An 18,773-nucleotide genomic window follows, 5' to 3' on the forward strand; every position below is an offset into this window, starting at 1 on the left:
ATGGATGCATATGAACGTTCATTGAAACAACAAGCAGATCGAATCAAGCGAGAGCTGTCGAGAGAAGGACAGCCGGTCTCACCACCTCCGAAGGTAGATATCACCGATGAATTCATTCCGACTGATGTTCCTTCACCGATTTATGGATATGCCCGTCCGAAACCGAAGATTGTTCTACCGGTCGAGCATTCTCCTGAAACGAGAGAACCGTTCGAAATGAGCACAGCGTCTGAAGTGGTTCTGCCAGAAGAGTCACTTCAAGATGAAGAGACCACTAATACGATTAGTCCTGAAATAGACGCAGAACATGTTGAAGACATTTCCGGGGAAACAACCGAAGAAGAAAAATCGATTCTCGGTCAGGTTTCGATTCTAGATAACGGTTTCTCGTCCGTCTTTATGCAATCGACGGATTTATCCCGTTCGAAAAAAGAAGAGGTCGTGGAAGTTCATCAACATGCAGCGCCAGATGAAAGTTTAGACTTCGACGGTTCTGTGGAACAAATCGGAGAGTCGATTGAGCAGATTGCAGAAAAATTACAAACACCATCTGAACAAGAAGAATTACCGGCTGACACCGAATTGACACCGGCTGTTCAAGTTTCGTTTAAAGCCGACCAACCGCCTGTAAATGTGATGATGACGCCAAAAGATCGCATGGCGATGTACCGTAGCCGACGACTTGCACAAAAAAACAATAATCTGTAATAGCACGACTCAGTGAGTTTTGCTATAATGACAAAGGTTTGTCGCATTTTGACGAGCCGCAATGAATTAGGGGGGCTATTTACAGATGAACCGTTATCACTTCGTCGGAATTAAAGGAACGGGCATGAGTCCTTTAGCTCAAATTTTATTTGATATGAATAATGAGGTCCGTGGATCGGACGTTGAAAAAGCATTTTTTACAGAAGAAGCATTGAAACGAAAAGGGATTGAAATTTTGCCATTCGACCCTGAAAATATTTCTGAAGATCAAATCGTCGTACAAGGAAATGCGTTCAGCGACGATCATCCAGAAATCGTACGCGCGCGTGAACTCGGATTGACGATTTATAAGTACTACGAGTTTTTAGGTGAGCTCGCGAATCATTACACAAGTGTCGCCATCACAGGGTCACACGGTAAAACATCGACTACAGGTTTGCTTGCCCACGTCATGCGTGGAATCGAACCGACATCATTCTTGATTGGTGATGGAACAGGTGAAGGTGTTGCCGATTCGAAGAACTTTGTCTTCGAGGCTTGCGAATATAAGCGTCACTTCTTATATTACCGTCCAGACTATGCCATCATGACAAATATCGACTTTGACCATTCGGATTACTTCTCTGGTTTAGACGATGTCATCGATGCATTCCAGGAGATGGCGAAACAAGTGAAGAAAGGAATCATTGCCTGTGGTGATGATGAGAACCTTCAGCACATTCAAGCGAACGTTCCACTCGTTTATTACGGGTTTGGGACGCATAACGACTTCCGTGCAGAAAACGTTACGTCGACAGAGAACGGAACGACGTTCGATGTCTTTTTACGTGATGATTTCTACGGAACGTTCCGCATTCCTGGATACGGCGACCATAGCGTATTGAACGCTCTTGCTGTCATCGCTACATGTGATTACGAGAACTTACCTAAAGAGTTGGTGAAAGAGCGTCTTGCATCATTCAACGGGGTGAAGCGTCGTTTTAGTGAATCAACGCTTAACAATCAAATACTCGTTGACGATTACGCACACCACCCACGTGAGATTAGTGCAACGGTCGAAGCAGCTCGGAAGAAGTATGGAGAACGGGAAGTCGTTGCGATTTTCCAACCACATACGTACACACGTCTTAAATCATTCATGGATGACTTTGCAACAGCATTGGCTGAAGCAGATACGGTCTATCTTTGTGATATCTTCGGTTCAGCCCGTGAACAAGAAGGGACTGTCACGATCGAGGACCTTCAATCACGCATCGACGGTGCGCATATTTTGAAACGTGGTGGTACGAGCGTCTTACGCAATCATGACAAGGCAGTACTGTTGTTCATGGGTGCAGGTGACATCCAAACGTATCAACGTGAATATGAAGAAATCGTAAAACTTGAAGCATAAGACGGAGGAGAGGCATTTGTCTCTCCTTTTTTTATGTTTAGCCAACCAAAATCTCGGTAATAGTAGTATCGATGAATAAGACAAAGGAGATGTTTGGAATGGCTAGTCAAGGTGCACTCGATACGTTAAACAAGGAAGTTGCAAACTATGGGTTACTGTTTGTGAAACTGCATAATTATCATTGGTACATTAGCGGTCCTCACTTCTTTACGTATCATGAGAAACTCGAAGAGCTCTATAACTTAGTGGCAGAACTCTACGATGACGTAGCGGAAAGACTTCTTATGAATGACGGTGAACCGTTTGCGACGATGAAAGAGTATTTGGAGCACTCGACGCTGACAGAAGGTGATCGTCATGCGGAAACGGATCAGATGATTAAAGATATCATCAACGACTTCAAACAAATTCGCCAAGAGATGCAAGATGCGATGGAAAACTTTGAAGACGGGGATGAAGCGATTGAAGATACATTCGTCTCTCATATCGAGCGACTCGAAAAAGAGATTTGGATGATGTCTGCCGCACTCGGTAAAAAAACAAAATTGTAACCACGAAAATGGTGCGCCTTCGACAGGCGCACCATTTTATTTTATTTCAAGTTTTCCGGATTGAGTGGAAGCAACGCATCGATGACGAAACGTCCGTCTTTACGAATGAGGACATCATCGAACCAGATCTCACCACCGCCATAGTCCGGGCGTTGGATGTTGACGAGGTCCCAGTGAACTGACGAATTATTGCCATTATAGGCATCGTCATACGCTTGACCTGGCGTGAAGTGGAAGCTGCCGTCAATTTTCTCATCGAAGAGGATATCTTTCATCGGATGTTGAATGTATGGGTTCACACCGATTGCGAACTCACCGACGTAACGAGCTCCTTCATCTGTATTGAACACTTCATTGATTCGTTCTGTATCATTGGCCGTCGCATCCACGATTTTGCCGTCTTTGAACGTCAACTTCACATTCTCGAACGTGAATCCTTGGTATGGAGATGGAGTGTTGTACGTGATTACGCCATTGACCGAGTCTTTTACCGGTGCCGTGAACACTTCACCGTCTGGAATGTTCATTTGACCAGAGCACTTGATTGCCGGAATATCTTTAATGGAGAACGAGAGGTCTGTTCCTGGTCCTTTCAATGTGACGCGGTCCGTCTTGTTCATCAATTCGACCAATCCGTCCATTGCACGGTCCATTTTTCCGTAGTCGAGTGTACATACATTGAAGTAGAAGTCTTCGAACGCTTCGGTTGATTTACCAGCGAGTTGTGCCATTGATGGAGAAGGGTAACGAAGTACGACCCATTTCGTCCCTTTGACACGGTCTTCCGTATGCATTTTACCGAGTGTGGCACCGACGAGTTTTTGTTGCTCACTCGGCACATCAGAGAGTTCGTTAATGTTATCACCGGCACGTAAGCCGATGTACGCATCCATTGCCTGCATCTGTTTCCGTTCGATGTCAGCCATGAGTTCGAGTTGCTCACGACTTGCTCCCGTATACAATTTACGTAAGATGCGGCTTTCTTTCAACAAGACGAATGGGTGTCCGCCGGCCTCATATGCTTTTTCGACGAGTGCCTCGACGAGCGATTCCTCTACGCCAAAATTCTCAATCAGTACTTTTTCCCCCGGTTGTAACTTGACGGAATAATTGATTAAACCGTCTGCTAATTGTGTAATTCTTGGATCTCTCACACGACCACCCCTAATTATTTTTATGAATTTCTATTTTAGTGTAATCGAAAACATAAAAACGGGTAAAGGAATAATCAGACCGAATGGCGAAAACGGTTGTAGCAAATCTTTTCAGTCATAATGGTGCTATAATGAAACAAGAAACGATTGAATAGGAGGAATGGATTGAATGGAGATCACATTAGGAGGCATCGCCGGCCTGATTGCGGCCCTCGCGTTTGTCGTACTCGTCATCTTCTTGGCACGTGTCTTATCGAAAGTAAACCGTACACTCGGTAGCGTCGCCAATACGACAGAAAACTTAGAACGCCAGCTCGACGGAATCACAATGGAAGTGACGGCGCTCTTACATAAGACGAACCGTCTCGTCGACAACGTGGAAGAAAAAACAGAGTTGCTCGCACCTGTTGCTCATGCACTCGACGAATTAGGTACATCACTGAACGAGGTAACCGAATCGGTCCGAACCGTCTCAACTTCTGTCCACTCGGCAGCGGATGAAAACAAAGAACAGATTGCTCAAGCGGTTCGATGGGGATCGGTCGCGGTAGAATTGTTCAAGAAAAACAAACCAGAATCTTCAACTACGAAAGAACGTCCACGTCGTCGAACGCGACGTGAAAAGAAAGAGGAAGCACCTGTATCGCCCGACATGATTAACACGGAAGATACGATCAAATAACGATACATCGGGGAGGAACTCACACATGACAGACCAAAAACAACCAACAGACAAGAATCAATCAAGTAGTGGATTTTTGACGGGTGTCATTCTTGGAGGGATCGTCGGAGCGGCTGTCGCACTATTGACATCACCGAAAAGCGGACGGGAAGTAAGAACATACCTAGACGAAAAGACATCTACATCGCGTGAACGATTGACTGTCAAATCGAAGGAAATGCGTGAGAAGGCAGAGCCAGTCGTCGGCGAGTGGATTAAAGTGGCGAGCGATAAAGCGGCACCGGTCCTCAATATCGTGAAAGATAAGGCGCGTGAAGCGGCCGAATTGAAACAACAGATGGACGAGGATGACCTCTCAATCGAAGAAGCGATGGAGAAAGCGGATCAACTCGTCGCGGAAGCGGAATCCGAAGTGAAAGAACAGATGGACCGCGCGGCTGAAGAAGAGACGACGGACTCATCACTTGAATCTGAGTCGGACGATACACTCGAAGCACCTGTCAATGAGATGCTCGATGATGAGTCGAAAGAAGAACTCAATGATTTGAAGAAAGACCTTAAAAAAGAAGAATGATGTAAAAGGACCGTGAACTGAACCCTGAATGATCGTCACTTAATAAAAAGTGCTCATTCAGGGTTTTTGAATGTGATCGAATCGATATAATGAATCTATTTATTCAGACGAGAGTCTCGAAACGTAAATCACTCCACTATGAAACACGAAATTAAAGACTAATCAGTATTGACGAAATTGAGAAAGATAGATAATGAATCGTGAGAAAAGTGTATAAAGACGGTTATAATATTTTTTTGTTTGCAGGAGGATATATGATTATTGAAATAGACGGCTATTATAAGCAATCTTTCCTAAGGGGAAATGAATGTACTTTAAGTGAACTCAAAGAAATCTATGAAGCAATTTTAGGAGTTACAGATTCTGCTTTTGAAGTAGGTTCAATATTATGTAGTAATTATAATTTTAATGAAATCTCTATAAATGAAGTTGTGAATGTACGATATGTAATTGATACAGACACACAAATTGTCTATGAACCATCAAAATAAAATTTCATATTTGTAATTTGATGGTAGATAAAATTATTAGATGTCTAGATAGCTATCACAACACACACGCTATTCGAGGCATTCGTTATTAAATTTCCCTAAATTAGGTTTCAGTTCAGAACGCGTTCGGTCCTTTTTTGGTGATTTTGTGACGTAGAAGGTTTCCTTATGACAAAGCGCACAAAGTTCGATATAATTAGGTTTCTGGAAAGAACGGCTTAAGAATGTGAGGGAAACGAATGAGTCCACAAGATCAATTGAATCGATTACGTCGAGAAATGGATGAATTGAACCATGAAATGCTCGACTTGCTGAGTCGGCGTGGTGCACTTGCCGTCGAAATTGGAAAAATCAAACGTCTTCAAGGCGTCGAACGATACGACCCGGTCCGGGAACGAGAGATGCTCGATTTCATCGCAGCTTCGAATCAAGGACCGTTCGAAACGTCACGTCTTCAACATATTTTTAAAGAAGTATTCAAAGCGTCTGCTGAACTGCAAGGCGAAGACCGGGATAAGACGTTACTCGTTTCGCGTAAACGTCAACCGGAAGATACGTTGGTCCATGTGAAGGACGTGACGATTGGGAATGGACGTCCGCAGCTGATTGCGGGGCCATGTGCCGTCGAATCGTTCGAACAAGTGAACGCGGTCGCAGAGAAGCTCGCCTTGTCTGGAGTGAAAGTGATGCGAGGCGGGGCATACAAACCACGTACATCGCCGTATGACTTCCAAGGCTTAGGTTTTGAAGGGTTGAAAATGCTGAAGGCAGCAGCGGACCGTCATGATTTACGCGTCATCACGGAGATCATGACGCCAGGAGCAGTCGAGTCGGCCTTGCCATATGTCGATATCATTCAAGTTGGTGCCCGGAATATGCAAAACTTTGATTTGTTGAAAGAAGTCGGTAAGACAGACAAACCGGTCTTGTTGAAGCGTGGATTATCCGCTACAATCGAAGAGTTCATTTATGCGGCAGAGTACATTATGGCGAGTGGGAACAGCCAAGTCATCTTGTGCGAAAGAGGGATTCGGACGTATGAGCGTGCGACACGCAATACGTTAGATATCACGGCGGTGCCGATCTTGAAACAAGAGACGCATTTACCGGTTATGGTAGATGTGACCCATTCGACAGGTCGTCGTGACTTGTTGTTGCCGGCTGCGAAAGCGGCACTTGCCATTGGGGCAGACGGTGTCATGGTCGAAGTACACCCGAATCCTGCCATTGCATTATCGGATGCGCAACAACAATTGGATTTCGATCAATTCGATCAATTTGTGGAAGGACTAACGGTCCAGTTTCCTCAACTTGATTTGGTGAAAAAGTAAGCTTTCCAAATGGAAACGTTTTATATCGCATGAAGACAGGGTAAATGGATGACAGATACCTGTCTTCCTTTTTTAAAACGTTTTATGAAAACTTTTTGAAAATCATGACTTGTAGGAGGAGTAGTTTATGAATAGTAACAACGTAACGATTTACGATGTCGCACGAGAAGCCGGGGTGTCTATGGCAACCGTCTCTCGTGTCGTCAACGGAAACCCGAACGTCAAACCAACGACACGTAAGAAAGTACAAGATGCGATTGACCGTCTCGGTTATCGTCCGAACGCCGTCGCACGTGGACTAGCAAGTAAGAAAACGACGACGGTCGGTGTCATCGTACCGGACATCTCAAACATTTTCTTCGCCGATTTGGCACGAGGCATTGAAGATGTGGCGACGATGTACAAATACAACATCATCCTTGGAAACTCGGATTCAAGTCGTGACAAAGAAATCCATTTATTGAACACGCTATTAGGGAAACAAGTAGACGGCATCATCTTTATGGGTGGACGCTTGCATGAAGATCTCGTCGAAGAGTTCAAAAAATCACCGGTTCCAATCGTTCTCGCAGCGACGTTGAACCAAGGATATGACCTCCCGGCCGTCAACATCGATTATGAGCAAGCAGCATATGACGCGACTCAGATGTTAATCAACCACGGACATGACCGTGTTGGATTCATCACTGGACCACTCGAGCAACAGATCAATGGCGAGAAGAAATTCGCAGGATACCGTCGCGCCCTTGAAGATGCAGGTCTTCCATTCCACGACAACGATATGATTCTCGGGAATTACACATACGCATCAGGTCTTGAAGCGATGCAAAAAATGTTGCAGCGAGACGATTGCCCGAAAGCAATCTTTGCTGGGACTGATGAGATGGCCCTCGGTGTCATCCATGCCATTCAAGATGCCGGCTACTCGGTTCCGAACGACTTTGAAGTAGTCGGTCACGATAACACGCGTCTTGCGACGATGATTCGTCCGAAGTTGACGACTGTCGTTCAACCGATGTACGATATCGGAGCCGTCGCGATGCGTCTCTTGACAAAGATCTTGAACGCAGAAGAAATCGAAGAGAAAAACGTCGTGCTTCCTCACCGGATTGAGCGTCGTGATTCGCTTCGCCAAGACTAACGAAAAGCCTCCCCATCCGTCACGTCATGTGAGGGAAGGGGAGGCTTATTTTTATAGGTATATTGACTTTCGGTCATTTGAAATAAACGGCCAAAAGGCTCGTTTCGTGACTTCCCAATTTTTTTCTTCGATTTGTTGACGTCGCGGGATATGGTCAAACGAATATAGAGAGTCGTCCCACCGAGTAGGCAACGGTTGATCAGCGATACCTGACCACTTCTCAATCCACTCGCGCGGGATATCTCCAGAGTAGGGCGCCTCTCTCGTCAACCCTGCCCACACTTGAGCCCAAGCGCGTGGTACGGCACGATACCAGTCATACCCACCGCCACCAAGGGCGACGAGACGGCCATCTGTATATTCATCGGCCAGGCGTGAGGCAATCTGTGGAATTTGTTCGAACGTCCGAATTGTTGATGCCAAATGGGTGAGCGGATCAAAGACATGTGCGTCTGCACCGTTTTGGGTCAAGATGATATCGGGTTTGAACCATTCGCACGCCTCGCGTAAGACAGTTTCATAGCATTTTAAGAAAGAATCATCTTGGGTGAACGCATCGACCGGTACGTTCCAGCTGTAGCCATATCCTTTGCCGTTTCCTCGTTCTGTCACCATTCCGGTACCTGGGAACAAATAACGTCCCGTCTCATGAATCGACAGTGTCATCACATCATCATCGTCATAGAAGAGCCATTGGACGCCGTCCCCATGATGCGCATCGGTATCGACATAAAGGACGCGCGACCCGTATTGTTTTCTGACATGTGCAATCGCGACGGCTGCGTCGTTATAGACGCAAAATCCGGATGCTTTGCGTCGCATGCCATGATGTAAACCGCCGCCCACATGAAAGGCGCGCTCCGCTTTCCCGCTCGCGACCAGATCGAGTGCATGAATCGTCCCACCGACAAGACGAGCGGCTCCCTCATGAATCGTCGGAAAGATAGGTGTGTCTTCCGTACCGAGACCAAACTTATTCGCTTTCAGCGTAGAAAGTTCTCCTGCAGCCGCAGCTTGGACGGCTTCGATATAATCGAGATCGTGAACGAGCGCTAAATCTTCAACCGAGGCGAGTGGAGGAGACACACATTTCGATTTGGAAAGTTTTCCGGCTGCAATCAAAAGCGATGTCGTCAATTCCAGCCGTAGCGGATTGAACGGATGATCCTCATGAAAACGATAAGACGTCTCGTCTTCGCCAAATATGTAAATCGGTCTCATCGTGACATCTCCGGACCGAGGACATCATAGCCTTCACGTTTCAACCGTTCGATGATTCGGAGCGGGTTCATCGTCTGGACGCGGAACGAGATGATGCGCTTATACGGATCGCTCGTCGGATGAACGAAGACGTTGATGATATTGACGTTCGTTTTGGCGAGGAGTCGGGTCACTTTTTCGAGTGTACCAGTCGTATTTTCGACGAGGATCTCAATTTGTGAACTTGGTTCGAGTGCCCCGGTCAATTGTACGAAGTAACGTAATAAATCAGTCTCTGTTAATACACCGACGAGTTTCCCTTGTTCGACGATGGGAAGACAGGTTAGCCGGTTTTCATAAAACAAAGCAGCAGCATCTTCAAAGAAGTCGAAGGGATGCGCTGTCGGTACCTCAGATCGCATGATGCTCGATACAGGGTTTTGAAAGTCTGCATTTTCACTTTCGGGATGAAAGACGCTCGTCGCACCACTCATCTCGAATTGTCCGACGATCCCGACGACTTGGCGGGCCGGATTTGTCACAATCAAATGTCGGACACGATGCTCGCGCATCAATTTAGCGGCATGAGCGATCGTATTGGTCGGTTGAATCGTCACGACATGTCGATTCATCATCTGTTCGATTAGCATGAAATCCCCTCCTTAGTCGTACATAAATCGCCGGCGAAGCCGTAGCGAATCAAAATGGTCGATGGATTCTTGGCGCACGTTTTTGCCGATGCGAGCCATCAAACAGTTGGCAGGGTGAGAGGCGATTTCAGGATCGTCTGTCGGGAAGAAGACAAGTCCACCATGATTCATCATCTTCTCCATGACTTTTCGATAATCCCAAATCGAGAGTCCGCTGCCTTTCAAATCCCAGTGCCAATAATATTCAGTCGTCAAAATTAAAAAATCATCCATATGTGGGTCCATCATCGATACCTCGAGTAATTGTTTCCCGATTCGTTGACCACGGAAGCGGGGACTCACTTCGATTGCCCCAAGTTCAAGGATGTATGGGTCATTCCCTTCACTCCAACGCTCATATGGGTCAGGATAGAGGAATGTCACGTAACCGATCACGAGATCATCCTGTCTGGCGACGATGATTCTTCCCTCTTTCAACCCAGCAATATCGACAAGAGCCTCGTGCTGATCTTCTGGTTCACGAAAAGCCGTCAATCCTTCATCAAGACGATACGTATGCAGCACGTCGGGCGCAACCGGACCGTCAATCGTGACGTCACCTTGTGAGGTCTGCCACACTTTTGAATGATATTGTTTTTCCATTGGGTCACCACCTTTTCCACCTCTTATTATAGCGCTTTCATCAAGTAGGAATCATCCTGTTTTGATGAAATTGGAAATTCGTTGATTTGTCATAATTTTAACACTATACTGAAAGTGGTTATACCAATCTGTACAGGGGAGGCGAATCTTTAACGATGGAAAAATTGAAAGCGTTAACAGGGGAACATCAATTAGCGTCGTATGAAGAGGCTTGTCAGTCGTTTGAATGGACACAAGCAGAAGCTTTATTTTCTTGGAACTTAACGGGGAAGGTCAATTTGGCATACGAAGCAATCGATCGCCATGCGGAAAGTGAATTGGCGACGAAAGTGGCATTGCTCTATTTCGATGGGGATCGGGAAGAGCGCTACACGTATGCGGATATGAAGCAAGAAAGTAATCGTTCTGGAAATGTTCTGAAGTCGATTGGTGTGGAGAAAGGCGACCGCGTCTTTATCTTTATGCCACGTCAACCAGAACTTTATTTTATTTTACTCGGTGCCATCAAACTCGGTGCCATCGTAGGACCGTTGTTTGAGGCGTTCATGGAACAGGCAGTACACGATCGATTGCTCGACTCTGAAGCAAAAGTGATCGTGACGACGAAAGAACTGTTGCCACGTGTACCGGTCGACCAATTGCCGCACCTCGAGACGATTCTGCTCGTCGGTGACGATGTCGAAGAGTCAGAGAAAGTGCTCGACTATCGGAAATTGGCGAACGAGGCGACGACAGAACTCGGGTTAACATGGGTCGATCGAGAAGACGGTCTGATTTTACACTATACATCGGGATCAACAGGGAAGCCAAAAGGGGTCCTTCACGTTCATAACGCCATGATTCAACATATGATGACCGGTAAATGGGTGCTTGATCTTCAGCCAGACGATATTTACTGGTGCACCGCTGACCCAGGCTGGGTAACCGGGACGAGCTACGGGATTTTTGCACCGTTCTTGAACGGGGCGACGAACGTCATCGTCGGCGGCCGATTCAACCCTGAGTTCTGGTATTCGGTCATCGAACGATTCGGTGTGACGGTCTGGTATAGTGCACCGACGGCGTTCCGGATGCTCATGGGTGCGGGCGATGAGGCGTTTGAAAAGTATGACTTATCGTCACTAAGACACATTTTATCGGTCGGTGAGCCGTTGAATCCTGAAGTCATTCGTTGGGGGCACGAAGCGTTCGACCTCCGGATCCACGATACGTGGTGGATGACAGAAACCGGCGCGATGATGATTTGTAACTATCCGACGATGGACATCAAACCTGGTTCAATGGGGAAACCGATCCCAGGATGTGAAGCTGCCATTTTGGATGACCGGGGTCAACCACTTCCGCCACACCGAATGGGGAACTTGGCACTCAAGACGCCTTGGCCATCGATGATGCGGAAGATTTGGAAGAACGATGCGAAGTATGAGAGCTATTTCTGGGGAGATTGGTACGTATCGGGCGACTCGGCTTACATGGATGAAGATGGATACTTCTGGTTCCAAGGACGTGTGGATGACGTCATTATGACGGCTGGAGAGCGTGTCGGTCCTTTTGAAGTCGAAAGCCGACTCGTAGAGCACCCGGCTGTCGCTGAGGCAGGTGTCATCGGGAAACCGGACCCGATCCGCGGCGAAATCATCAAAGCGTTCATCGCGCTTCGGAAAGGCTATGAGCCGTCAGATGAATTAAAACAAGAAATCCAGCAATTCGTCAAAGAGGGATTAGCTGCGCATGCGGCACCACGTGAAATTGAATTCAAAGACAAGTTGCCGAAAACGCGAAGCGGTAAGATCATGCGTCGTGTCTTGAAAGCTTGGGAGTTGAATCTGGAGACAGGTGACCTCTCGACGATGGAAGATTAAGATATACAAAACGGTCGACACGCGATGTGTCGACCGTTTGTTTATGCACCGTCCGAATCGGCATTCTCTTCAGCTGGTTGCTCAGTTTCTTGTTGAGCCTCTTCTTCAGCTTTCTTCTTCGCTTCTTCCTCGGCTTTCTTCTTTGCCTCGGCTTCAGCTTTTGCTCTAGCTTCTTCTTCAGCTTTTTTCTTAGCGGCAGCATCGGCAGCGGCTTCTTGTTTCTTCTCTTCAGCCTCTTCCTTCGCTTCCTCCGCCTCTCGTTTCTTCTCTTCTTCTTCCTTCTTCTTCTCTTCCTCTTCTTTTTCTTTCTCTTCTACTTTCTTCTTCTCAGAGAATGAACCAGAGTCTTTGAAGTCTTTCGCAGTTACGCTAGAAGGTTGCTTGAAGCGGGCGTTGACATTGAAGGCATCGGCATTGGCTGCATACGCGAGGTTCATCGTTTCTGACCAGATCCGTTGCGTCCGTTGATAGTATTGACCATACCCATTACCATTTTGCATGGTTGCCAATTGTGTGTCGTAGCCAGACCATACTGCTAAAGTCACTTCAGGATTAGAACCAATTAAATATGAATCTTTTCGATCGTTGTTTGTACCCGTTTTCCCAATCCAGTCGCCAGGCACATTGAATAGAGAGTTTGCATAAGTTGCAGTTCCGGATGTGAAGACATCACGAAGCATATCAACTACAAGATATGATGTGCGATCAGAGTATATCCGTGTTTTCTTTGGATTTGCCTCATAAATCGTTTCACCTTGATAGTCAATGCGTTCGACGAGATATGGATCAACATGTTCTCCGTAGTTAGCTAACATTGCATACGCAGAGGCTAATTTAACTGGTGTGACTTCGCCTACCCCTAGTGCCATCGATGAGGCATTGCGGTTAACTTCCGAAACGGGAATGCCCATATCAACTAATTTTTTGGTGTCCGCGTATTTTTGGTTGTGTTCTTCATAAATTTTAACAGCTGGTACGTTTAAAGAAAGTTTTAACGCTTCGCGTACCGTGACAGGGCCTCGGAAATTCCCTCCTTCATTGGAGACAGGCTTTTCATCTTGGCCAGGACCAGTGAGTTGGTAAGAATATTTTTCGTCTACCACAACTGTAGCTGGAGTGATAAGTCCGGCTTCAATAGCGTTCGGATAGACTAGAATTGGTTTTGCAGTGGAAGCGATTTGTCGGTTTGCATAAAATGCTCTGTTCAAATCATCCGGCTTACCATTCACATAACGACCACCCACAAATCCGAGAACTTTTCCGGTTTTGTTTTCAATCATGATAGAAGATGTTTGTTCAGGATACGTTTTATCATTTTCCTTAACATACTGATTTGGACCGAAGTTCCCTGCATTTTTGGCGGGTTGTTGCATCGCTTCATGAATCTTTTTATCAAGTGTTAGATGAATATTAAATCCGCCCTGACGTAGCATATTGTGAGCGCGCTTTGCGTAGCTAGATTCAATTTCTTTCAGTTCTTTTGGTTCAAGGTCGTTCACATTGATTCCGTCTTGTTTAATCAAATAGTCTGTAACGATTTGTCGTGTTTGAAGCTCGGCTTCATCAATAACGTACGGATATTTATCCCGTGGTTTCGACTGCGTCTTCATGAAGTCTTGCGTAATATCATAGTTATACGCTGCGTCATACTCTTCTTGTGTAATCTTCCCAGCGACATACATCCGGTTCAAGACGGTCTTCATTCGGTTGACCGCACCTGACACATCTTCTTTAATGACCCCACCTTGATAGTAAGGTGTATAGAAGAATGGGTTTTTCGGAATACCTGCTAAAAATGCTGCTTGTGGAAGCGTCAATTTCTCGGCAGATGTGTTGAAGACGCCGTTTGCAGCGGCTTCGATTCCTGAAATGTTACGTCCCATCGAGTTACGACCGAATGAGACGACGTTTAGGTAGGCATTTAAAATCTCATCCTTATCCATTGCTTTTTCAAGACGAAGGGCAAGTAGGATTTCTTTTGCTTTCCGTTCGAACGATACTTCATTCGTCAGCATTTGGTTTTTAATCAATTGTTGCGTCAAGGTCGAACCACCTGTGCGATCCTCTGACCCTGTCGCTTCTTGTAAGATGGCACGAAGCGTCGCTTTTGGCACGACACCATCATGTTCATAAAACTCGACATCCTCTGTCGCAAGAAGCGCATCGACCACATAGGGTGATACTTTTTCTACGGGGATTGGAATGCGTACTTCATCGGTCGTGTAGTTCCCGATACGTTCTCCGCTCCCGAAATAAATATTTGACGTCGACGTGTACGTATTGATTTGTGACGTCATCGTCTTATAGGCAGGGGTCGGCATATCTTTGACAAGGGATGCGAAATATCCGACACCGATTCCGGCACCTAAAAATCCGATTAGTACAACAGAAATGATGGTGAGGAGTAAGACATTCCAAGACACATCATAGATCACATTGGCATAGCGACGTGCTTTCATGGACGTCGGATTATTCCATAAGTCTCGAATCTTCTGCAGCATGACAGCCTCCTTAATATGGTGTAAAACTATTTTAGACAGTAATATATTCGATTATAGCACAATTCAACCTACACCTTACCTTGAAACCGAAGTCTCGTGCAAGTTTCATTATGGGAGTTGACAAGTTGAAAACGATGCTTATAAAATGAATAGCATAGTCAACAATATCATGACGCAATGAAGAAAGCGAAGTAGTCGGTGGGCCTCTTGTCCAGAAAGCTAGTGGTTGCTGTGAACTAGCCAATGCCAAACGATGAATTACACTTTCAGAGCGTGCCTTTTAGGCCGGTTCGAGACCGTTATCTCTCGCTCAAGCGGTCGCAAATTGCGACAAGTAGGGTGGTACCGCGGAATCTCCGTCCCTTCTCATATGAGAAGGGACGTTTTTTTTATGTCAATTGAAGGAGTGGAACAGATGGAACTATTAAAAGACTTAGAGTTTCGAGGGCTTGTCAACCAAATGACAGATGAAGAAGGATTGAAAGAACAACTGAAACAACCAACGACGTTGTACACAGGATTTGACCCGACAGCTGACTCGCTTCATATCGGGCACTTGCTCCCGATTTTGACGCTGAAACGTTTCCAACAAGCAGGCCATCAGGTCATCGCGCTCGTCGGTGGGGCGACAGGTATGATTGGAGACCCGTCTGGTCGTTCGGATGAACGTTCATTGAACACATTGGATACGGTTAAACTCTTCTCGGACCGCATCAAAGATCAGTTGAGCCGATTCCTTCCACTTGAAGGGGAGAACCCGATCACGATTCGCAACAACTACGAATGGACGGAAGAGATGTCAATCATCGACTTCCTTCGCGACATCGGGAAGCACTTCCCAATCAGTTACATGCTTGCGAAAGATTCTGTCGATTCACGTATGGAGAACGGGATCTCGTACACAGAATTCTCATACATGCTGCTTCAATCTTACGACTTCTTGAAACTATACGAGACAGAGAAATGTCGTCTTCAAGTCGGTGGAAGTGACCAATGGGGGAACATCACGGCAGGTCTTGAATTGATTCGTCGCTTCGGCCATTCAGAAAAAGCATACGGACTTACGGTTCCGCTCGTCACAAAGTCGGACGGACAGAAGTTCGGGAAGACAGCGGGCGGTGCGGTCTGGTTAGACGCTGACAAGACGTCACCATACGAGTTCTACCAGTTCTGGATCAACGTCGACGATGCAGATGTCATCAAGTTCATCAAATACTTCACGTTCATGTCACATGAAGAGATTGAAGCACTTGCGACTGAAGTGGCAGAAGCACCTGAGAAGCGTGTGGCGCAGCGCCGTCTCGCAGAAGAGATGACGAAGCTCGTTCATGGTGAAGCAGGTCTTGAACAAGCGGAACGCATCACGACAGCATTCTTTAGCGGAGATTTGACGTCGCTTCAACCAGAAGACATGGAAGATGCTTTCAAAGGAATGCCGCAATTCGAGCTTGACGGCGAGCGCAACATCGTCGATCTCCTCGTCGAGGCGAAGATCTCACCATCGAAACGTCAGGCACGTGAAGATGTGACGAACGGAGCGATTTACTTGAACGGCGAACGCGAACAAGCGCTTGATAAAGTCGTCACGCGCGAAGACACACTCGGTGAATTTACAATCATTCGTCGCGGTAAGAAAAAGTACTTTGTGATTCGTCACGTATAATCATCACGTCCATTCTTCATTTGTTGAGGAATGGACGTTTTTTGTACATTCTATGTTATTCGGATTTGATAAAATGAGGAGATAGGAGGGATGACGATGGAGATTGAAGAATTTTTCGGCGACCAGTTCCATCAATGGCGCGAACACTTTCGATATTATGAAATGGCGATCACGGAGCTCGAGAGCGATCTCGGAATCATTGACTTGGATTGGCAGACGCGACTCGGTTATTCACCGATTGAACACGTGAAGACGAGAATGAAGACGTTACCGTCCATCGTGCGCAAAATGAAGCGGAAAGACTTACCTCTAGAGGTGTCTGCACTTTGGGAACACGTCCATGATGTGGCGGGGATTCGGATTGTCACGAGCTTCCGTGATGACATTTATGAGATCTTGCGTCATTTAGAGGCACGGGATGATTTGGACATCATCGAAATCAAAGATTACATCGAACATCCGAAGCCGAGCGGGTATCGGAGTTTACATCTGATCGTGAAGACAAAAGTCTATTTGGCCGAGCGGATCATCTGGGTACCGGCTGAAATTCAAATTCGTACGCTTGCCATGGATTTTTGGGCGGCGACGGAACATAAACTTCAATATAAATATCAGCACGAGGTACCGGAGTCGTCGAAAGAAGAACTCATTGAGGCGTCACGGATGGCCGATGCCCTCGATACGCAGATGGGACGCATTCGACAAGAAATTCTGAAGAAATAGAAAAATCCCCTTCGTAAAGAAGGGGATTAAAAGCATTAACGTGAGTAGTACTCGACGATAAGTTGCTCTTTGATTTGGTCGTTGAGTTCAGCGCGTTCTGGGAGACGTACGAATGTACCTTCGAGTTTCTCAGCGTCAAACGATACAAAGTCTTTTGTAGCTGGTGCTACTTCAAGAGCTTCAGCGATTGCTTTCACGTTTTTCGACTTTTCGCGAACTGCGATAACTTGACCTGGTTTTACGCGGTAAGACGCGATGTCTACGCGTGATCCGTCAACTGTGATGTGACCGTGGTTGACGAGTTGGCGTGCTCCACGACGTGTGCGAGCGAGGCCGAAACGGTAAACGAGGTTGTCAAGGCGTGATTCGAGCAAGAACATGAAGTTCTCACCGTGGATGCCTGGCATTTTACCAGCATCGTTGAAGATGCGGCGGAATTGCTTCTCGTTCACTCCGTACATGTGACGAAGTGCTTGCTTCGCTTGAAGCTGAAGACCGTATTCTGAGATTTTCTTACGACCATTTCCGTGTTGACCTGGTGCGTAAGGACGTTTTACTAATTCTTTACCCGTTTCGCTAAGCGAGATGCCTAAGCGACGCGAGAGTTTCCAAGCTGGACCTGTGTAACGAGCCATGATTGGACTCCTCCTTGTTGTTCATGTATTTTGCACAAAAGAACAACGGTGTCAAAGACTAGTAACGCCCCTTTCAAGGTGCAAGCACCTTCACTTGATAGCGAAGCTACGAGATGCCCCTCCGACTAAGTCGAGGCCCGAAAGGTGGATACGTTTGTCTATGACTGCTATCGTCATTTCATGCACAAAGATGAGTATACGATGAAAGTAAAGGCTTGTCAATCAAATAAAGCGAAGTAGCGTCTCACAAAAACGTTCGAGTCCAACACGATCGACTTCGGAAAAACGATCGAATTCTGGACTGTCGATATCGAGGACACCGATTGTCTTCCCATCCCGTACGAGTGGGACAACGATTTCAGAGTTTGAAGCCGCGTCACACGCAATATGTCCTGGGAATTGATGAACATCAGCGACGAGCTGCGTTTCCTGTGTAGACGCCGCTGTTCCACAAACGCCTTTTCCGAACGCGATATGCACACAAGCTGGAAGACCTTGGAAAGGACCGAGAATGAGGCTATCCTCAGAGTCTGTCACATAAAAGCCGACCCAGTTGATTCGATCTAAAAATTGGTTCAGTAAAGCACTTGCGTTGGCAAGGTTGGCGACCGCATTTGTTTCGCCTTCTAATAGAGCAGCGAGTTGTTTATTTAATAGATCGTAACCGGCAGCTAAATCACCTGAATAGGATGTTGTTTGGAACATATTGAATCCCCTCCATCTTTCTTGTTTTTAGAATTTAGCATTATGGTACACGCTAATTTCGGATTTGTCTTGCGTGAAAGTTCAGAAAAAATGAACAATCTCCACTGAAACCATTGGAAAACCTATGCAAATCATTGGTTCTATAATATGATTAGGTATATCTATTC

The 18,773-nt window shown here is 46.3% G+C and carries 18 protein-coding genes and 1 other annotated feature; of the genes, 11 read left to right on the plus strand and 7 right to left on the minus strand.

What is annotated here, in order from left to right:
* From ACQKD4_RS04240 to ACQKD4_RS04250, 3 genes are all read left to right on the plus strand, one after another.
* Positions 1 to 708: a hypothetical protein gene (locus ACQKD4_RS04240; protein ID WP_427372558.1), complete on the plus strand. Its 708-nt coding sequence runs from the start codon at positions 1 to 3 to the stop codon at positions 706 to 708.
* Between the two features lie 85 nt (positions 709 to 793).
* Positions 794 to 2,101 carry a UDP-N-acetylmuramate--L-alanine ligase gene (murC, locus tag ACQKD4_RS04245; RefSeq protein WP_214693311.1) on the plus strand — a complete coding sequence of 436 codons (1,308 nt, stop codon included), beginning with the start codon at positions 794 to 796 and terminating at the stop codon, positions 2,099 to 2,101.
* Positions 2,102 to 2,199: 98 nt separating this feature from the next.
* A complete protein-coding gene (locus tag ACQKD4_RS04250; protein WP_427372560.1) occupies positions 2,200 to 2,652 on the plus strand; it encodes a Dps family protein in 453 nt (150 codons plus the stop codon).
* Between the two features lie 41 nt (positions 2,653 to 2,693).
* Here the strand turns inward: ACQKD4_RS04250 and ACQKD4_RS04255 are convergent, their stop codons facing one another.
* Positions 2,694 to 3,806, minus strand: a complete 1,113-nt coding sequence (locus tag ACQKD4_RS04255) for an aminopeptidase (RefSeq protein WP_214746407.1) — start codon at positions 3,804 to 3,806, stop codon at positions 2,694 to 2,696.
* Between the two features lie 169 nt (positions 3,807 to 3,975).
* Between ACQKD4_RS04255 and ACQKD4_RS04260 the strand changes: the two genes are divergently transcribed.
* The 5 genes from ACQKD4_RS04260 to ccpA all read left to right on the plus strand — a co-directional run bounded on the left by ACQKD4_RS04260 (position 3,976) and on the right by ccpA (position 8,025).
* The gene (locus tag ACQKD4_RS04260) at positions 3,976 to 4,488 is read left to right on the plus strand and encodes a DUF948 domain-containing protein (protein WP_427372561.1); all 513 of its coding nucleotides are present in this window, start codon (positions 3,976 to 3,978) and stop codon (positions 4,486 to 4,488) included.
* Between the two features lie 25 nt (positions 4,489 to 4,513).
* Positions 4,514 to 5,062, plus strand: a complete 549-nt coding sequence (locus ACQKD4_RS04265; RefSeq protein WP_427372562.1) for a YtxH domain-containing protein — start codon at positions 4,514 to 4,516, stop codon at positions 5,060 to 5,062.
* Positions 5,063 to 5,316: 254 nt separating this feature from the next.
* Positions 5,317 to 5,553 (plus strand): hypothetical protein, encoded by a 237-nt coding sequence (locus tag ACQKD4_RS04270; protein ID WP_427372563.1) that lies wholly within the window; start codon positions 5,317 to 5,319, stop codon positions 5,551 to 5,553.
* Between the two features lie 239 nt (positions 5,554 to 5,792).
* The gene (locus ACQKD4_RS04275) at positions 5,793 to 6,884 is read left to right on the plus strand and encodes a bifunctional 3-deoxy-7-phosphoheptulonate synthase/chorismate mutase (protein WP_214741397.1); all 1,092 of its coding nucleotides are present in this window, start codon (positions 5,793 to 5,795) and stop codon (positions 6,882 to 6,884) included.
* A 127-nt stretch (positions 6,885 to 7,011) separates the two neighbouring features.
* On the plus strand, positions 7,012 to 8,025 hold the full coding sequence (gene ccpA / locus ACQKD4_RS04280; RefSeq protein ID WP_214874562.1) for a catabolite control protein A: 1,014 nt from the start codon (positions 7,012 to 7,014) through the stop codon (positions 8,023 to 8,025).
* Positions 8,026 to 8,076: 51 nt separating this feature from the next.
* Here ccpA and ACQKD4_RS04285 read toward each other — a convergent pair whose 3' ends face one another.
* Genes ACQKD4_RS04285 through ACQKD4_RS04295 form a run of 3 tightly spaced genes read right to left on the minus strand, consistent with a single transcriptional unit; the run spans position 8,077 to position 10,517 of the window.
* On the minus strand, positions 8,077 to 9,246 hold the full coding sequence (locus ACQKD4_RS04285) for an acetoin utilization protein AcuC (protein ID WP_427372564.1): 1,170 nt from the start codon (positions 9,244 to 9,246) through the stop codon (positions 8,077 to 8,079).
* The gene (locus ACQKD4_RS04290; RefSeq protein WP_012726747.1) at positions 9,243 to 9,875 is read right to left on the minus strand and encodes an acetoin utilization AcuB family protein; all 633 of its coding nucleotides are present in this window, start codon (positions 9,873 to 9,875) and stop codon (positions 9,243 to 9,245) included. Before ACQKD4_RS04290 ends, ACQKD4_RS04285 begins: the two co-directional genes overlap by 4 nt.
* A gap of 12 nt (positions 9,876 to 9,887) precedes the next feature.
* Positions 9,888 to 10,517 carry a GNAT family N-acetyltransferase gene (locus ACQKD4_RS04295; protein ID WP_214760138.1) on the minus strand — a complete coding sequence of 210 codons (630 nt, stop codon included), beginning with the start codon at positions 10,515 to 10,517 and terminating at the stop codon, positions 9,888 to 9,890.
* 155 nt (positions 10,518 to 10,672) lie between these two features.
* On the opposite strand from ACQKD4_RS04295, the gene acsA reads away from it, so the two are divergent.
* Positions 10,673 to 12,379: an acetate--CoA ligase gene (gene acsA, locus ACQKD4_RS04300; RefSeq protein ID WP_214693287.1), complete on the plus strand. Its 1,707-nt coding sequence runs from the start codon at positions 10,673 to 10,675 to the stop codon at positions 12,377 to 12,379.
* A 41-nt stretch (positions 12,380 to 12,420) separates the two neighbouring features.
* On the opposite strand, the gene ACQKD4_RS04305 is transcribed toward acsA, so the two are convergent.
* The gene (locus ACQKD4_RS04305) at positions 12,421 to 14,880 is read right to left on the minus strand and encodes a transglycosylase domain-containing protein (protein ID WP_427372565.1); all 2,460 of its coding nucleotides are present in this window, start codon (positions 14,878 to 14,880) and stop codon (positions 12,421 to 12,423) included.
* A gap of 168 nt (positions 14,881 to 15,048) precedes the next feature.
* Positions 15,049 to 15,247: a binding site (T-box leader), on the plus strand.
* A 48-nt stretch (positions 15,248 to 15,295) separates the two neighbouring features.
* Between ACQKD4_RS04305 and tyrS the strand changes: the two genes are divergently transcribed.
* On the plus strand, positions 15,296 to 16,543 hold the full coding sequence (gene tyrS, locus ACQKD4_RS04310) for a tyrosine--tRNA ligase (RefSeq protein WP_427372566.1): 1,248 nt from the start codon (positions 15,296 to 15,298) through the stop codon (positions 16,541 to 16,543).
* A 96-nt stretch (positions 16,544 to 16,639) separates the two neighbouring features.
* Positions 16,640 to 17,266, plus strand: a complete 627-nt coding sequence (locus ACQKD4_RS04315) for a GTP pyrophosphokinase (RefSeq protein WP_214693273.1) — start codon at positions 16,640 to 16,642, stop codon at positions 17,264 to 17,266.
* 35 nt (positions 17,267 to 17,301) lie between these two features.
* Here ACQKD4_RS04315 and rpsD read toward each other — a convergent pair whose 3' ends face one another.
* Both rpsD and ACQKD4_RS04325 read right to left on the minus strand, forming a co-directional pair.
* Positions 17,302 to 17,901, minus strand: coding sequence for a 30S ribosomal protein S4 (gene rpsD, locus ACQKD4_RS04320; protein WP_074033444.1), 600 nt, complete (start codon positions 17,899 to 17,901; stop codon positions 17,302 to 17,304).
* A 222-nt stretch (positions 17,902 to 18,123) separates the two neighbouring features.
* The gene (locus ACQKD4_RS04325; RefSeq protein ID WP_214693271.1) at positions 18,124 to 18,606 is read right to left on the minus strand and encodes a GAF domain-containing protein; all 483 of its coding nucleotides are present in this window, start codon (positions 18,604 to 18,606) and stop codon (positions 18,124 to 18,126) included.
* Between the last annotated feature and the right edge of the window lie 167 nt (positions 18,607 to 18,773).

Origin of the sequence: Exiguobacterium sp. NPDC077395, assembly GCF_050269125.1 — a bacterium.
GTDB lineage: Bacteria > Bacillota > Bacilli > Exiguobacteriales > Exiguobacteriaceae > Exiguobacterium > Exiguobacterium aestuarii_A.

What these genes read in the sequence shown, in the direction of transcription:
- ACQKD4_RS04240 (WP_427372558.1), top strand. Translation starts at nt 1, where the DNA reads ATGGATGCATATGAACGTTCATTGAAACAACAAGCAGATCGAATCAAG.
- murC (WP_214693311.1), top strand. Translation starts at nt 794, where the DNA reads ATGAACCGTTATCACTTCGTCGGAATTAAAGGAACGGGCATGAGTCCT.
- ACQKD4_RS04250 (WP_427372560.1), top strand. Translation starts at nt 2,200, where the DNA reads ATGGCTAGTCAAGGTGCACTCGATACGTTAAACAAGGAAGTTGCAAAC.
- ACQKD4_RS04260 (WP_427372561.1), top strand. Translation starts at nt 3,976, where the DNA reads ATGGAGATCACATTAGGAGGCATCGCCGGCCTGATTGCGGCCCTCGCG.
- ACQKD4_RS04265 (WP_427372562.1), top strand. Translation starts at nt 4,514, where the DNA reads ATGACAGACCAAAAACAACCAACAGACAAGAATCAATCAAGTAGTGGA.
- ACQKD4_RS04270 (WP_427372563.1), top strand. Translation starts at nt 5,317, where the DNA reads ATGATTATTGAAATAGACGGCTATTATAAGCAATCTTTCCTAAGGGGA.
- ACQKD4_RS04275 (WP_214741397.1), top strand. Translation starts at nt 5,793, where the DNA reads ATGAGTCCACAAGATCAATTGAATCGATTACGTCGAGAAATGGATGAA.
- ccpA (WP_214874562.1), top strand. Translation starts at nt 7,012, where the DNA reads ATGAATAGTAACAACGTAACGATTTACGATGTCGCACGAGAAGCCGGG.
- ACQKD4_RS04285 (WP_427372564.1), bottom strand. Translation starts at nt 9,246, where the DNA reads ATGAGACCGATTTACATATTTGGCGAAGACGAGACGTCTTATCGTTTT.
- ACQKD4_RS04290 (WP_012726747.1), bottom strand. Translation starts at nt 9,875, where the DNA reads ATGCTAATCGAACAGATGATGAATCGACATGTCGTGACGATTCAACCG.
- ACQKD4_RS04295 (WP_214760138.1), bottom strand. Translation starts at nt 10,517, where the DNA reads ATGGAAAAACAATATCATTCAAAAGTGTGGCAGACCTCACAAGGTGAC.
- acsA (WP_214693287.1), top strand. Translation starts at nt 10,673, where the DNA reads ATGGAAAAATTGAAAGCGTTAACAGGGGAACATCAATTAGCGTCGTAT.
- ACQKD4_RS04305 (WP_427372565.1), bottom strand. Translation starts at nt 14,880, where the DNA reads ATGCTGCAGAAGATTCGAGACTTATGGAATAATCCGACGTCCATGAAA.
- tyrS (WP_427372566.1), top strand. Translation starts at nt 15,296, where the DNA reads ATGGAACTATTAAAAGACTTAGAGTTTCGAGGGCTTGTCAACCAAATG.
- ACQKD4_RS04315 (WP_214693273.1), top strand. Translation starts at nt 16,640, where the DNA reads ATGGAGATTGAAGAATTTTTCGGCGACCAGTTCCATCAATGGCGCGAA.
- rpsD (WP_074033444.1), bottom strand. Translation starts at nt 17,901, where the DNA reads ATGGCTCGTTACACAGGTCCAGCTTGGAAACTCTCGCGTCGCTTAGGC.
- ACQKD4_RS04325 (WP_214693271.1), bottom strand. Translation starts at nt 18,606, where the DNA reads ATGTTCCAAACAACATCCTATTCAGGTGATTTAGCTGCCGGTTACGAT.